Annotated in this window: 12 protein-coding genes; 3 read left to right on the forward strand and 9 right to left on the reverse strand. The window is 61.9% G+C overall.

All coding sequences use genetic code 11. The annotated features are described in order from the left end of the window. The 3 genes from APH41_RS25495 to APH41_RS25505 form a co-directional block, all read left to right on the forward strand. The coding region (locus APH41_RS25495; RefSeq protein WP_054922227.1) for a DNA polymerase II at positions 1–2017 on the forward strand (2017 nt) is incomplete at its 5' end. Between the two features lie 49 nt (positions 2018–2066). Beyond that, positions 2067–2699, forward strand: a complete 633-nt coding sequence (locus APH41_RS25500; RefSeq protein ID WP_054922229.1) for a glutathione S-transferase family protein — start codon at positions 2067–2069, stop codon at positions 2697–2699. Positions 2700–2851: 152 nt separating this feature from the next. Next, the gene (locus APH41_RS25505) at positions 2852–3427 is read left to right on the forward strand and encodes a DUF4174 domain-containing protein (RefSeq protein ID WP_034125844.1); all 576 of its coding nucleotides are present in this window, start codon (positions 2852–2854) and stop codon (positions 3425–3427) included. A 72-nt stretch (positions 3428–3499) separates the two neighbouring features. On the opposite strand, the gene APH41_RS25510 is transcribed toward APH41_RS25505, so the two are convergent. The 9 genes from APH41_RS25510 to APH41_RS25550 are packed head-to-tail and all read right to left on the reverse strand — an operon-like array spanning position 3500 to position 15015. Further along, positions 3500–4543, reverse strand: coding sequence for an acyltransferase family protein (locus tag APH41_RS25510; protein ID WP_054922231.1), 1044 nt, complete (start codon positions 4541–4543; stop codon positions 3500–3502). Positions 4544–4565: 22 nt separating this feature from the next. Then, a complete protein-coding gene (locus tag APH41_RS25515; protein ID WP_054922234.1) occupies positions 4566–5975 on the reverse strand; it encodes a lipid II flippase MurJ in 1410 nt (469 codons plus the stop codon). Continuing rightward, positions 5975–7408 (reverse strand): O-antigen ligase, encoded by a 1434-nt coding sequence (locus tag APH41_RS25520; protein ID WP_054898211.1) that lies wholly within the window; start codon positions 7406–7408, stop codon positions 5975–5977. The genes APH41_RS25515 and APH41_RS25520 overlap by 1 nt, the downstream gene beginning before the upstream one ends. Continuing rightward, positions 7405–8508, reverse strand: coding sequence for a glycosyltransferase family 1 protein (locus APH41_RS25525; protein ID WP_054898212.1), 1104 nt, complete (start codon positions 8506–8508; stop codon positions 7405–7407). The genes APH41_RS25520 and APH41_RS25525 overlap by 4 nt, the downstream gene beginning before the upstream one ends. After that, positions 8499–9716, reverse strand: coding sequence for a glycosyltransferase family 4 protein (locus APH41_RS25530; protein ID WP_054922237.1), 1218 nt, complete (start codon positions 9714–9716; stop codon positions 8499–8501). The genes APH41_RS25525 and APH41_RS25530 overlap by 10 nt, the downstream gene beginning before the upstream one ends. 8 nt (positions 9717–9724) lie before the next feature. Then, positions 9725–11053, reverse strand: coding sequence for a cellulase family glycosylhydrolase (locus APH41_RS25535; RefSeq protein WP_034125838.1), 1329 nt, complete (start codon positions 11051–11053; stop codon positions 9725–9727). Beyond that, positions 11043–12233 carry a glycosyltransferase gene (locus tag APH41_RS25540; RefSeq protein WP_054898214.1) on the reverse strand — a complete coding sequence of 397 codons (1191 nt, stop codon included), beginning with the start codon at positions 12231–12233 and terminating at the stop codon, positions 11043–11045. Before APH41_RS25540 ends, APH41_RS25535 begins: the two co-directional genes overlap by 11 nt. After that, positions 12233–14224 (reverse strand): exopolysaccharide transport family protein, encoded by a 1992-nt coding sequence (locus APH41_RS25545; protein ID WP_034125836.1) that lies wholly within the window; start codon positions 14222–14224, stop codon positions 12233–12235. Before APH41_RS25545 ends, APH41_RS25540 begins: the two co-directional genes overlap by 1 nt. A gap of 14 nt (positions 14225–14238) precedes the next feature. Next, positions 14239–15015 carry a polysaccharide biosynthesis/export family protein gene (locus APH41_RS25550; RefSeq protein WP_034125835.1) on the reverse strand — a complete coding sequence of 259 codons (777 nt, stop codon included), beginning with the start codon at positions 15013–15015 and terminating at the stop codon, positions 14239–14241. Position 15016: the final 1 nt, after the last annotated feature.

A 15016-nucleotide genomic window follows, 5' to 3' on the forward strand; every position in this document is an offset into this window, starting at 1 on the left:
CTACATGATGGAGCGTTTTATCACCGCTCCCGTCTGGTTCGGTGGCACCGCTGATGCAAGCGGCACCTTGCTCGACGCGCAAATGAAGCCTGCCCCCGACTACCGTCCTCCCTTGAAGCTGGTGTCCCTGGACATCGAGACCACCGCCCAGGGCGATCTTTACTCCATCGCTCTTGAAGGCTGTGGCGAACGCCAGGTGTACATGCTCGGCCCGCCGAACAAAACCGAAGCCGTGGATTTCAAGCTCGACTATTGCGACACCCGCGCTCAACTGATCGAACACCTCAACCAATGGCTGGCCACTTTTGACCCCGACGCGATCATCGGCTGGAACGTGGTGCAGTTCGACCTGCGCGTACTCCACGAACACGCCCAACGCCTGAACGTGCCGCTGTTGCTGGGACGTGGCGGGGAATCAATGGCCTGGCGCGAACACGGTAGCCGCAATCACTACTTTGCGGCGGCGGCAGGAAGACTGATCATCGACGGTATCGAAGCGCTGCGTTCGGCCACTTGGAGTTTTGAATCCTTCAGCCTGGAAAACGTTGCACAAACCCTGCTCGGCGAAGGCAAGGACATCTCCACGCCGTACCAGCGCATGGACGAAATCAACCGCATGTTTGCCGAGGACAAGCCTGCCCTCGCGCGCTACAACCTCAAGGACTGCGAACTGGTCACGCGGATTTTCGAGAAGACCGAGCTGCTCAAGTTCCTGCTGGAACGTGCCAGCGTCACCGGGTTGCCGGCCGACCGTAACGGCGGCTCCGTGGCCGCCTTCACCCACCTGTACATGCCGTTGATGCACCGCCAGGGTTTTGTAGCACCGAACCTGGGCGACAAACCGCCCCAAGCCAGCCCCGGCGGTTTTGTCATGGACTCGCGCCCAGGCCTCTATGAGTCGGTGCTGGTGCTGGACTACAAAAGCCTTTACCCGTCGATCATCCGCAGCTTCCTCATCGACCCGGTGGGCTTGATCGAAGGCCTCAAGCATCCCGACGACAGCGATTCGGTGGAAGGCTTTCGCGGAGCGCGCTTCTCCCGCACCCGGCATTGCCTGCCGTCCATCGTCACGCGGGTGTCCGAAGGCCGCGAAGAGGCCAAGCGCGAGCGCAATGCGCCGTTGTCCCAGGCACTGAAGATCATCATGAACGCCTTTTACGGTGTGCTCGGCTCCAGCGGCTGCCGGTTCTTCGACACCCGGCTGGCGTCCTCGATTACCCTGCGTGGGCATCAGATCATGCGCCAGACCCGCGCCCTGGTTGAGGCCCAAGGGTACGAGGTGATTTACGGCGACACCGACTCCACCTTCGTCTGGCTGGGCAGCGCGCACTCTGCGCAGGACGCCAATCGCATCGGCCTGGCGCTGGTGCAGCACGTCAACGACTGGTGGCGCGCGCACCTGAGCAACGAGTACGGCCTGCAAAGCGCCCTGGAACTGCAATACGAAACCCACTTCAGTCGCTTCCTGATGCCGACCATTCGTGGCGCCGAGGAGGGCAGCAAAAAGCGCTATGCCGGCCTGGTCGTGCGCGAAGATGGCAGCGAAGAAATGGTCTACAAAGGCCTGGAAACCGTGCGCAGCGACTGGTCGCCCCTGGCCCGGCAATTCCAGCAGGAACTCTACCAACGCATCTTCCATCGCCAACCCCATCAAGACTACATACGCGACTATGTGCGGCGTACCTTGAGCGGCGAATTCGATGAGTTGTTGATCTACCGCAAACGCCTGCGCCGGCCCTTGCACGACTACGAACGCAACGTCCCGCCCCACGTACGCGCCGCGCGCCTGGCAGACGAGTACAACGATCGCCTGGGCCGCCCGCGTCAGTACCAGCGGGGTGGCTGGATCAGCTACGTGATCAGTGTCAACGGCCCGGAACCGCTGGAAGTGCGGCGGGCACCCATCGACTACGAGCACTACGTCACGCGCCAATTGCAGCCCGTGGCTGACGCAATCCTGCCGTTCGTGAATGACGATTTCGGTACCCTGGTAGGCGGGCAGATGGGGCTATTCTAGGTACCCGACCACAGGCTCGATATTGCCCATCGCTCAGGAGGAAACGCCCATGTACACCCTTTATGGCACCGACGAATCCGGCTCCTGCATGATCGAAATTGCCCTGCAACGCTGCGCAGTGCCGTGGCATCGCGTGCAGGCCAGTTCCTGGCAGGACGGCGAGGGTAGCGACGCGCTTGCACGAATCAATCCACTCAAGCAGATCCCCACCCTGGTCGCTCCAAATGGCCAGGTACTGACCGAAAGCGCCGCGATCCTGATCCACCTGGGCCTGGAGTATCCCAAGGCCGAGTTGCTGGCTGGCGATCGTGCGCAGATCCTGCGTGGCTTGCTGTATATCGCCGCCAACTGCTATTCGGCGATCGGTATCATCGATTACCCGCAACGCTGGTTGGGCAATGCCGATGAGGCGCAGCAAGCGCAACTGGTCAGCGGCACACGGCGCTACCTGCACCAGGCTTGGGTCGTGTTTGCCGATCAGTTTGCCGGCCAGCTGTTTACCCCGAGCAACGCGCCGAATGCACTGGGCATCATGGCGGCAGCGGTGTCGCGTTGGGACGACGCGCGCGAGGTGCTCGGCAACCTGGCGCCGGGCTTTGCGCAGAGCCTGGAGCGGGTAGACGCTGACCCTGTCGTGGCCCCCGTTTTTGCCCGGCATTGGCCGCAGTGGAAGGTCTCGTAACCGGAAGAAACAATGACCGAGCCACTGTCCAAGCCCTTGCGTAGCGGGCTTCCTGACCTACTCTTCTCAGAGTGGTGTAGGAATCATCCTTGAATTTGGCTGTCGCAGACATGAAACTCAAGAACCCTGCATGGAATTCAAAGGAGGTGCGCATGCTCATCCGGTCGCTGACCCTGGCTACCTTGATGGCTTTTACGGGGCCGTTGTTGGCCGCTGATGATAATCCGCTCAAGCAGGAATTGGGCAAGACGCGCCCCCTGGTGGTCGTGGAGCTTGATGCTGGAAACCCGACACTGGCAACGCTGAAGAAACAACTGGAAGAGGCTGCCACCAAGCAGGCCTTCGAAGAGCGCAGCATGGTGTTCTACACCGTGAAGTTCGGCAGCATTGGTGCCGAAGGGGAGAAGTTCGCCAAGGATCCCAAAGACAGCAAAAAGCTCACGCCGCCTGAAACCAACGCACTGATCCGTGCCCTCAAGCTCGGCGTCGGCAGCGGCACCAAAGTGATTCTGGTCGGCAAGGACGGCGAGAAGAAACTCGAAAAAACCGTGCCGCCGGACAGCCTCGACCTGAAGGAATTCTTCAGCGCCATCGACCAGATGCCGATGGCAGAAAAAGAAGCAGCTGCCGTGGCAGAACCTGAGCCTGCCGCGCCTGCTGCGCCGGCCAAGGGGGCCAAACCTGGCAAACCCGTCAGCAAGTCGGCGCCTCAGCAACTTGATGATTGAACTACATGGCCCATGTGGGAGCTGGCTTGTTGTGGCAAGCAAGCCCGCTTCCTCATTAGTCCTGTAGTGCTTTTACGGTTTAGGCGCTTTGCGCACCGGAAACGGAAAATAGAAAAACCGCAAGAACGCCACCCGCTTGATCACTTCCCCTATCAGCAACGGCACCAACAGTGCCACCACCAAACCTACACATGCCGCCATGAACGGATGCAGGCCCAGGCGCTCCATCAGGTCAAACGTCTTGTGCTGGATTTCGCCATGAAAGATCAACAGAATCAGGGTGGACTGGCCGATATAGGTCATCACTCGGGTGAGCAGCGCCGACACCATCAACACCCGCGCCAGCGCCCAGCAAATGTACACGCCGATCACTGCCAGCAGGCTGGTCCACAGCCAGTGGTCGTAGCGTCGCTGGGCCAAGTCCATGGTGTCGTGGCTGTAAATGAACACGGCGGCGAACAGCACCACCGAGATCAACAGGGTCAGCAACGAACCTTCATGCCGGCGCAGCCAATCGCGCAGCAGGTAGCCATAGATGAAGTAGGTGCTGCTGATCAGCGTGACGTCGAGGCTGAAGGGCAGGCCGGGCAGCGTCCAGGTGTGGTCACCGACGCTCACCGGTATCTGCCAGAACCATTGCAGCGTCCAGATGCCTAGCAACAGTTGCACGCCGATCAGCATGCAGGCGGCCACCAGGGGCAGCTTCAAGCGCTGGATCAGCCGCAGCATCAGCCAGCTGAATAGAATCGCCACCCAGAAGTGCGGCAAGAACCACAGCGCTTGCCATGGGATAGTGTCCACCGAGGCATACAGCACGCCGCCTATATCCGGCAGCAGCGGTTGCCCCCGCAGTACGTCACGTACGATCACGTACAGCAGCATGGTGAAAAAAAACGGCTTGAGCAGGCCATCGGCCTTGCGCACCGCCATCTCCACGAACGGTTGCTCGGGCTTGAAGAACACCCCTGACAGGAAAAAGAACAACGGCAGCACGAACGACGCCAGGATCGGGTACATCAAGTCCAGCGAGGTGGCGACGAACCAACTGTGGCCATACACAATAATCAGGATACCAATGCCCTTGGCGATATCCATTTGAATCCAGCGATGTTTCATCTAAGTCTTCCCGAACGATCATTCACGCCTTGCGCCACGGCCTAAGCCACAGCCCCATGCCCAGCAACACCAAAGCACCTGCCAGGGTACTCAACCCCAATTGCAGCCATACGTCTTGCAACCCGAACAACACCAGCGCCGCCAGCCCCAGCATCAACGTGCCGAGCAGCCAGTGCCGCGCCCAAGGCAGTGCCGTGAGCAGCCCCTGGCGCTGCATCAGCAGCAGCGCGGTGCAGATCACCCCAGCCAACGCCGCCAACGGAATACCGGCCAGGCCAAATGCAAACGGCAGTGCGCAGAGCAACAGCACGTTGACCAGGCTGCCCAATAATTCACAACGCAGCGGCTGGCGCGTATCGCCCGCGGCATACGCATAGCGCGCCAGCAGGGCGTTCCATGCGCCAAACACCAAGGGCACGGCAAACCATGCCAGTAACAGTGGCAGAGGCGAATCAACCGATTGCTTGGGCAGCAGCAACGCCACCAGACTGGGCGCCGCCGCCACCAGGCCGACGCCGGCCGGCAGCGTCAGCACACTGGCGGTTTCCAGGCCGCGCTTGAGCAGGGCCAGGCGTTCATCGCCCTGGCGGCGGCTCATCATGCCCAGCAGCACCTGGTTGAGGCTCATCAGCGCAATCAGTGGCAGGTTCATCAGCTTGCGGGCCAGGTTGACCCAGGTCACCGCGCCTTCCCCCAGCAGCGACGCCACCAGGCGTTCGATCAAAGCCAAGCCCTGGCTGGCGCCGTTGCTCAGTAACAGCGGGCCTATACGCTGGCCCAACTCCCGCAAGGGGGCAACCGCCAGATGCATGCGCCACGGCCGCCAGCCCTGACGCCAAATCGACGGCAGCAACGCCAAAGGCATCAACAGGCTACCGGCGAGACAGGCCAAGGCGAGGCTATGGGGTTGACTGGCCGTGCCGGCCAACGCGAGATAGGCCACCGGCGGCAGGTTGAACAACAACGAGCCGAGCCCTGCCAGCACAAAACGCTCGCTGGCCTGCAAGGGAATACTGAACAGTGCATGCAGCATCAAGCCTGGCACGCACCAGGCCACGACCTGCAAATTGCTGGCGGCCAGGGCGGTGGCACTGGTCGCCAGCCCTGGGCCCAGTACCTGCACCAGCCAGGGGGCTGACAGCATCAGCAGCAGACTGACCAGCAGGGCAACCAACAGCAATGCCGGGAACAACACGGCCAGCCAATCGAGGCGCTCGCTGTCCTTGCGCTGCAAGTAGAGCGGCAACGCGGCGGCGCTCAACACGCCACCGGCCAGTGACATTCGCAGCGCCTCGGGCAAGAACAGTGCGATCAAGAACGCATCACTGCGCTCCCCCGCGCCCCAGGCCGCCACCAGTAACCATTCGCGTGCGAACCCCAGGCACAGGCCGAGCAGGGTCGCCAGGGTCAGCCATACGGCAGAACCGAGCATCAGGGGCGCGCGCCATCAAGCAACGGCTTGCGAAAAACCACAGTCTTGACCTGCGGCAGGCGCGCTGGGAACAAGCGCCGTGCTTCCAGCACATTGATCCCAACCATCAGCCAGAACAGCGCGACCATCACGACGGCAAAACTGAAGTAGTGGTCAAATAACCCACTGACCAGCGCCGACAGAATTCCTGCCGTGCTGCCCAGCCACAGGGCATTGTCCTTGGTCAGGCGGATCGGGCCTTTTTCCGGCCTGGCTTCACGCCACCAACGCACCGTAACGGCTATAAAGAGCAGCATGCCGACGATGCCGGTCTTGTAGATAAAGTTCAGCCACAGGTTGGAGATCCCCAGCAAGTGTGTGCCCGGTACCGGAGGGTCAACCTTGAAGCCAATGCCGAACGGATACGCCACCATGGCCTGGGGGAACATGCGGTATTCATCAAAACGAACTTCGGTGCTGGCGTTGCTCGACGAAAAGATCGTCGCCAAGCGTTCCTGCAGCGGTGGATAGGCCATTACCAAGGCCACGGTCAACGCCGCGCCGATCATCAACAAGCGTCCGGTGTAAGGCACGCGACGGGTGGCCATCCACATCAGTACCAGCGCCAGGCTGACCATCGCGCCACGGCTGCTGGCCAACAGCAACGCCGCCGCTCCCAGGCACGCCACGCCAAGGCCCAGCGCACGTTTGAAGCCTTGTTCGGTCATGCCGTAACAGAACGCCAGGGGCAGCAACAGCGCCATGATCCCGCCGATGGCGTTCGGGTGCATCCACGGTGAACCCATACGCGACGACATGGCTTCCAGGCCGAATTTCAACATGTCGAAGTTGCCGTAGTTGAGAAGGGCGAGAATCGGCGCAATCCCTGCCCCGGAGCGCGTGCGCACGAACACGGCGATCGACATCACCAGCATCGCCAGAGTGCCCAGCAGTAAGGCGATCACCAGGCTTTCGCGGCGTTTATAGTCCACCAGCAGCTTGGCGGCCAGGAACACCCCAGACAGGTTCAACAACCAGCGCAGCCAGTTGGCTACGCCGCTGCTTTCGGCGTGGATGCTCACCTGGCCAACGATAAACGGGAACACGCTGAACAGCATCAGCCACAGCAGCATCTGGTCGGTGGGCCGGCGTGCCAGGCGCGGTGCATCGGGCAGGCGTGACAGGAAGCTGTGCCACAGCACGGCGCCCCAGGTCAGCGCCAGGATGGCTTCGCTTACCGTGCTGCGGATGCCCAGGTTGAGGGTGGAGTAGGGCATGAAGGTCGCGACCAGGGCAAACAGCAACAAGCCCCAGAAGGGAAAGCGCAGGATGGTCACGGCTGCCGCAACACCCATCACAGCGAGAAAGGCCTTGGCCGGTGACAGCGCCAGGGCGGCTGCACCAAACAGCACGCCGAAGAGGATGGCGACGAGGCTTGCCAGGGAGAGTCTCATTTCAGTTCCTCGATCAGTTCGGCCAGGCGCCGACGATAGGCGTTTGGGTTGTAGCGTTCGGCCCATTGCTTGCGTTGTTCTGCAGAAGACTCGTCGCTGCGCTCGCCCAGGCTCAGCATCAGTTGCACCAACGCCGGACCATCGGTCGGGGAAAACCGCGGCGCCGACGGCGGGGTGATTTCATCCAGCGAGGTACCGCTGGCCACGGCCACAGGTGTGCCGACGCTCAGCGCTTCAATCACCGGTAAACCAAACCCTTCCGCGTAGGAGGGCTGCCACACACGGGACGCCTGGCGGTACAACGCCTGCAGTTGGGCATCGGTGACACCACTGAGTGCGCGAATTCCCGGTAGCCCGCGCAGTGCTTCGGGCAAATGCTCAAGGCTGCCCACCAGCATCAATTCCGGTACAGCGGGTGATTGCTGCCGCGCCTGCTGCCAGGCCTTCACCAGAAAGGGTACGTTCTTGCGCAACTCGCGAGTACCCACCAGTAGCCAGAAGGCTTCGGGTAAGTGGAGATCGGACAGGTCTGCTGCCGGCTCATTGAACCCATCCACCTGATTGGGCAGCACACGCACCTTGCCCGCCGCCTGGGGAAACAGGCGTACGGTTTCATCGGCACTGTATTGCGAGGGTGTCCACACGCGGTCGGCGCTGCGCACCGCATAGGCAATCGACAGCCGGTCGCTGGTCTTGTAGACCAGGGCCTTGAGGCGATTGGCGTGGTAGTTGTCCAAAGTGATCTGGAACAGGTCGTGCAGCAGTACCACAGTGCGCAGCCCCTTGGGCTTGGGTGGTAATGGCAAGCCCATATTGAAGGTGCTGATGTACAGGTCAATCTGTTGTTCGCGCAGGGCCCGGGGTAAAAAGCCGGCTTCGAAACGCAGGCGATTCTGTGGCTGATGCATCGCCGTCTTCGCGCAACCCCAGGTCGGGCAGTGGGCCTGCAAGCGTGTCTGGTCGCCCAGCGGGGCCACGGTAAACCGTTCCAATTCGATACCCGGCAAGGCACGCAAGGCGCTTTCCAGGGCATACACCTGGCGGCTGATACCCGATTGCGGCGAGGTGCCGACGGTGCGGTAATCCAGGCCTACACGCATACAGGCTCCTTTTGAGTGAGCGGCGACAGGCTGGCGTACACCTGCTCCAATTGGCTGGCGGCCACGCTCCAGTCATGGGCGCGCCGCACATAGGCGCGCCCGGCTTCGCCCATGGGCGCTGCGGCCGCGGGGAATTGCAGCAGGCGTACTACAGCATTCGCCAGGTCAGCGGCGGTTTGCCCTGCGAGGTAGTCCAAGCCGTCGACCAGGTCCAGGCCCGACACGCCCTGCTCGGTGCTGGCCAGGGGCAGGCCGGCCGCCAGCGCTTCCAGCACTTTGAGCTTGGAGCCGCCGCCATGGCGCAACGGTGCCAGGAACACTGAACAACTCGATTGCAGGCTCAGCAGGTTCGGCACGAAGCCTTGCCACTCAATGCGGGGGTCCTGCCAGCGCTCGCGCCAGCCGTCGGGCATGCCGAAACCGCACACGCTCATGCGCGCATCCGGGCAGTGCTCCCAGACTTTGGGCAGGATTTCATCCAGGGCCCACTCGATCGCATCCACATTGGGCGCGTACTCATAGTTTCCGAGAAACAGTACACGGCGTGTCGATGGATCTGGGTGTGCAGCGGCAAAGTGGTCGCAGTCCACGCCATTGACCACCACCGGCACCGGTTTGCCGGCGATGCCTTGCATCACCTGTGCATCGCTGTCGGTTACTGCTACCACCTGGGTAGCCTGGCGCATTACCCGGCGTTCCCAGCGCATATAGCGCCATTGATCGTAGCGAATGAACGGCAGCGCCCAGCTCGGCAGGCGGTCATAGGTGGCCGCGCCCAGGGCCGATTCCACGTTGTGTTCGGTGAGCACGAAGGGCTGGGACTTGCGCACCAGGGCGTCTTCATACGGCTGGAAGCTGTAGCTGTGTTCTATTTGCACCACATCCCAGTGCTCATTGAGCAGTTGGTTGAATCGGTCCTGCAACGCCCCCGACAGCCCATTCACGCTGGCCAGCAAGGGGTAGGGTGCAAAGAGTCCGGCCACCAGGGTCTTCACGCTGCGCAGTGGGCGGCGGGGCAAGATGATCAATTGCTCGAGAAAGGCTTCCAGTACCTGGCGATCGGTCAGCGATACCGGGTGTTTGTCATGCAGGAGCAAGGTGATCCGATGCCCCCGGGCCGCCAGGCTGCGCAGCAGGTGGAACTGACGCGTCTTGCCGCCGCTGGTGGCGGGCCAGGGTGAGTAGGGCAGGATCCATAAAATGCGCATGACGGGTTTCAATCCCATAACAGAATTTGCAGGTTCGGCTTGACCGCAACGGTCAAGCCGTTGGTGCCGCTCACTGGGGTTTGCGTGCCGCGCAGCGGGTCATACAGGGTGGCGTTGGCGAGGTCCGGCAGGTGCGCATTACCGCCTTTTGCCGACCAGAAGAACCACAGCTTGCGACCATCGGCGCGGGTCCATCCGATGCTGAACAGGCCCTCGGGCAGTTGATCGGCGGCGGGTGGGTCGCCAGGCGTCAATTGCGGTCCGCTGACGTCGAGAAAATGCTTCAGGGCGGTGTAGACCGGTTTTGGCTTGGCATCGAGGTCGAGCAAGCCGTAGGCACGGTCGCGCACGCTGGCGCGCTGGTCGAGGTCGCTCAAGGTGAACAGGAAGATCTTGTCGAAATCCATCGCGCTCATCAGGGCCAGGCGGCGGAGCACATAGTCGGCCTGGCCTTGCAGGGTAATGATGTCCTGGACTTCCTTGGGCCCCGTGTACGCTGACCAGCCCCATTCGGTGCTCCACAGCGTCTTGACGCCATTGCTGCGCAGTTTCTGGTTGAGCGCAGTTGTCTTGGCGACGAAGTCCAGGTTGGCGGGGTCGTTTCCTTCGGGCAACTGGGTGTAAGGGTGATAGGACATCACGGTGTTCAGGCTGGGCACGCCGAGGGCATCGAAGGCGTCGAGCATGGTCTGGCCGTTGGGCATCTCGCTGAAAAACGCCAGGCCAGCCGCCACCACTGGTTTATTCGGGTTGACCGCACGCAGGGCCGCTGCGCTGCTTTTCAGCAGGGCGGCGTAGCCGGCCGGGTCGGCCACGGGGCGCCAGAAGCCGAGCAGATTCGGTTCATTCCACACCTGCCAGGCATCAACGCTGGGATAACGTTGGGCCAACAGCGCCATGCGGATCGCGAACACATTCGGGTCCTTGGGCGGGTACTGGTCCTGATACGGCGCACCCACGGGCGCTGTGGTGATGAAGGGCGCCGAACCCACCAGGTAGAAGACCGACTTGAGCTGGTTGTCCTGCAACTTGGCCACCAGTTCGTCCAGCGTGGCCACCTGGTACTGATCAGCCACCGGCTCCAACCGATCCCAATGCAGGTCCAGGCGTACCCACTGCAAGCCCAGGTCCTTGAGACGGTCGATCTGCATCTGGTAACGCTGGGGGCTGAACCACAGGAACTGCGCGTTCACTCCCAGGAAATCCTTCCACACCAGCACCTTGTTGCCCTTGAGCACATGGCTCTCGGCATCGGCCGGGCGCCCCCAGATAAAGACGGTAACGCCCATGACCGCCACCAGTGCAAGCGTGGCCAAGTACGTACGTTTACGCACCATAAGGGGCCCCCGCAATCGCTTGCTCAAAAAGCTGCTTGAACTGCCGTGCGGTCAGTGGCCACAGGCGTTGGCCGCCAATGTGCGCGGCGCGTTCGGCCCAGTCCCTGGCCAGCGTCGGGGTCTGTGCCAGGCGCAGTAGTTGCGCGCTCAACGCGGCGACGTCGCCTTGGGGATAGATTGCGCCGTTCCCGCTGGCAACCTCTTCGGCAAATGCCCGTGCATCCGAAGTAATCGCCCCGCGCCCGCACGCGGCGGCCCAGGACAACGCGCCGCTGGTGCCGCGCTGGCGACCCAGCAGGCCGAGTTTTTTCGATTCGCGATACGGCAGCACCATCACGTGGTGCGCCTGTATCGTCTGCGCAATCTCGCTGGCCGGCAGGTTCAGCCGCCAGTCGATGGAGCCAGACAGGCCAAGGTCGGCTATCTGGCGGTTCAATTGTTCAAGGTAATTGCCGCCAGCCCCAAACGCCATTTCGGCGGCAGTGCCACCGGCCAGGGTCAGGCGCACACGGTCACGCAATTGGGGGGCTTGCTGGAAAACTGCGGCCAGGGCCTGTAACAGGTCTTCAATGCCTTTGCCCCGGTAGATAAAGCCGAAATACAGCAGGTGCAGCGTATCCAGGGGCGGCAGCGCCACCGCCGCAATCGCCAGGTTGGCATGGTTGATCACCGCCACTTTGCCTGCGGGCAATTGCATGCGTTGGCTGAGGCAATCGGCGCCCAGGCGGGTGAGGGTGATCAGTCTTGTGAGGCCGCGGGCCACCTGCCGCTCTTCACGCAGGGTCAGCGGGTCTGCCAGCACCACCGCCGCTTGCGGCAACGGGCTGGGCAAGCGCTCCAACAGATTGAGCGGGAAGGGCAGTTGCTCGCGCCGCCATACCATGCGCTCGGGGTCATGCACGGTGGCCGTCAGCGGCAGGTTGGGATAGGCCTTGCGCAACTCGCGCAACGCCAGGAACTCCCCCAGCCGGCCGCCGCCCAGCTCGGCGTGGACCAGGTCCACGCTCTGCCAGTCGAATGCACCGATGGCCTGTTTGATCGCGATGCTGGTGCCCTCGACGCCGCTCAACGGTGTCGCCACCGTCACGCCCAGCTGCTCCAGTGCCGTCTTGAAATGGTTCGCGTAGTCGGCGATCCCATTTTTTTCCGGCGGCAAAGGCGCGAGCAGGGCGATGCGCATCAGAACGCCCCCCGATATTTGGCGATGGTCTGCAGCACCTTGGCCGGCACTTCGAATTTACGCCGGTTGATGATGATGCCGTCCACTTTGCCGAATGCGGTATTGAGGATCGACAGCGCATGCTCCACCACCGGGACCGTGCTTTTCTGCGCCTCCACCACCAGGGCGATCAGGTCGGCGCGACGCAGATTGACGAAGGCATCGCGGTTGTCCAGCAGCGCCGAGGCATCCAGCAGTACCACTTCGCCCGGCGCCGCCGGGGCCGCACCGCCGACACGCACAGTAATGCCGTTTTCCTGAAGCAACTGGCGCAACTGTTCCACTACGAACGTCACCCCTTCACCATGGCGCGCGGAGGTCAACCCGAGGGTCAGGCCGCGTTCAGTGATACGGTCCAACTGCAGCAGACCGTAGAGCCGGTAGATGCTCGCGTTGAATGCGTTGGTGCCTTGTGCGGTACTGGTATCCAGTTCTGGCAGGGTGGTCCACAGCGGCAGGCCGAACTTGCGTTCCACCAGGCCACCGTCATGGATGCGCTGGTCGAGCAGGTAGCACAGGTAGATCACCAGCAAGCCGACCACGATGGAAAACGGGATCGCCAACAACAGCATCAACAGGGTTTTAGGGAAGATTCGGCCAGGGTTCAGGGTGGCCTCCTCAATCACCGCGATGTTGCTGATCTGGCTGTTATCCAGCTCACGGTCGATGCGCGATTTTTCCAGGTTATCGACATACAGCGCATAGTTACGCTCGGTGGCACTCAGTTCACGGGACAGGCGCGCCAGCTCCGGTTCAATCTCCAGGGCTTCCTTGCGTTGCGCCTCGAGGTTCACCAGTTGTTTCTGCTGTTGCACCAGTTGTGTACGCAGTGCCGAGTTGTTGCTGGACTCATCGAGCAGCACGCGCTGCAAGTGGATCTCCAGGGTGTTCGGCGCACGGTTTTCCGAGCTTTGCACGGTGTTGCTTTCATTCGCGACCTGGGCCTGCATGGCGCGGATCGACGCATCCAGGGCTTTGACCGGCGGCGCATTGTCGGTGTAGGTGCGCATCATGTCGGCCTTTTCCAGCAACTTCTGGTTGAGCAGGCGACGCAAGTCCTGCTGCTGCGGGTTCAGCGCAATCTGGCGTACCGTGGTCACTTCCTTGGGTTGGGTCTTGAGCTGAGTGCGGGTGCTCTCCAGGGCGCTGTCGGACGAGGCAATCAAGCGCGTGGTATTGAAGGTTTCGCCACGCAGCACGTTGATGCGCTCGGACAAATCCTCCAGGCGATCGGTGATGCTTGCCGCGCCGATCTGGTTCAAGTGGGCAAGAATCTGCTCCTTGTAGCTCTTGATTTCGGTAGCGCTGTTGGCTACCTGGCCTTCATAGAAGGCATACAGGCTCTTGCGTCCCAGGGCCTGGGTGCGTTCGTTGATGTAGGTCTCGACCCAGCTTTTGACCACCGCCTGGGCGATTTCCGGGTCGCTCCACTTGAAGCTGATGTCCATGACGGTGGAACCGGCCGCGTGGCTGACGTCGAAGTTTTTTTCCAGGCTGGCGGCCAGGCGCTCCACCGGTGTGGTCTGTTCAATGATGCCCACGGTTTCCAGCACCACGCGCACACCGTCGAACACTGCGCCGATACCACTTTTGACGTAGTACTTGGTGCGCTTCCAGAGGCCTTCCGGTGGCGGCATTTTGTCGATGACTTCCAGGTAATGCTCGGCCACCGCCCGCACGATAGGGCGACCGGTCAGCAGGCGTTCCTCATCGACAATCGGGTCGCGTTGAGTGCTCGGCATGACCAGCGCCTGGCGGTTGCTGATCTCAATGGGCAGCGTCGAATCGCGCCCCGGCTTGACCAGCAAGCGTGCGGTGGACTCGTATTTGGCTGGTAGTAAAAAGGCCCCCAGCAGAATGATCACCAGCGCCGCGATGGCCGCCAGCTTGAACTCGTGCCGGAAGATGAAGAACAAGCGCAGAAGATCGCGAAAAGAACGGATCTCGATCATGGGATGTCGCTCCTTTAGTTACTGCCGCCGCTGGTTCGGGTGTAGTTGTAGCCAACCCCGATCGACTTGGTGAATGGGATCAACTGGTTCAAGTAGGTATCTACGCCCTGGATGCGCTCGCCCACGTTGGATTTGGGCACGAACACCACATCTCCCCGCTGCAGCGGCACTTGTTTACGCCCGTTGGGGCCGGTCTTGAGGTATTGGCTGAAGTCCAGGAAGTAAGCGCGGTAGGTGCCTTGGGTATCTTCGCGCAACAGTGCGACCATGCTGGCGTTGCCCGCCGGGTTCACCCCGCCGGCGCCGACGATGGCTTGTTCCAGGGTGTTGGCCGAGGCGATCGGCACCGTGGTCGGGTTGTTTACCGCACCGCCGACGATGATCGAGTTGCCCGGTGCCTGGTTGATGTTCACCGTCACCCGTGGCTCGCGATACACCGGCGCAAGCTTGTTGCTCAGCTCGTTCGCCACCTCGGCTGGCGTGCGACGGGCTACCTGGATCGGGCCCAGGAACGGGTAGTTGATCTTGCCATCGGTTTGCACGGTGTACAGCGTCAGCTCATAGATGGTGCTGACGTTGAACGCCGACAGCGTTGGCATCTCACCGGCATCGCGCACAATGCGCAACTGATCGCCGATGCGGATACGCTCTACCGCCGGCGGCAGCTGCGCAAGCTGGTCGAGAGCGCGCTTGCCGTCCTCGACCGTCTTGCCGTCGGGGGGGACGATACGTGCAGGGGTATTGCAGGCGGCCAGTGCCATCATGGCCAGGACGAGCATAGTTCTTTTCATC

The organism is Pseudomonas sp. NBRC 111138, assembly GCF_001320835.1.
Taxonomy (GTDB): Bacteria; Pseudomonadota; Gammaproteobacteria; order Pseudomonadales; family Pseudomonadaceae; genus Aquipseudomonas; species Aquipseudomonas paracarnis.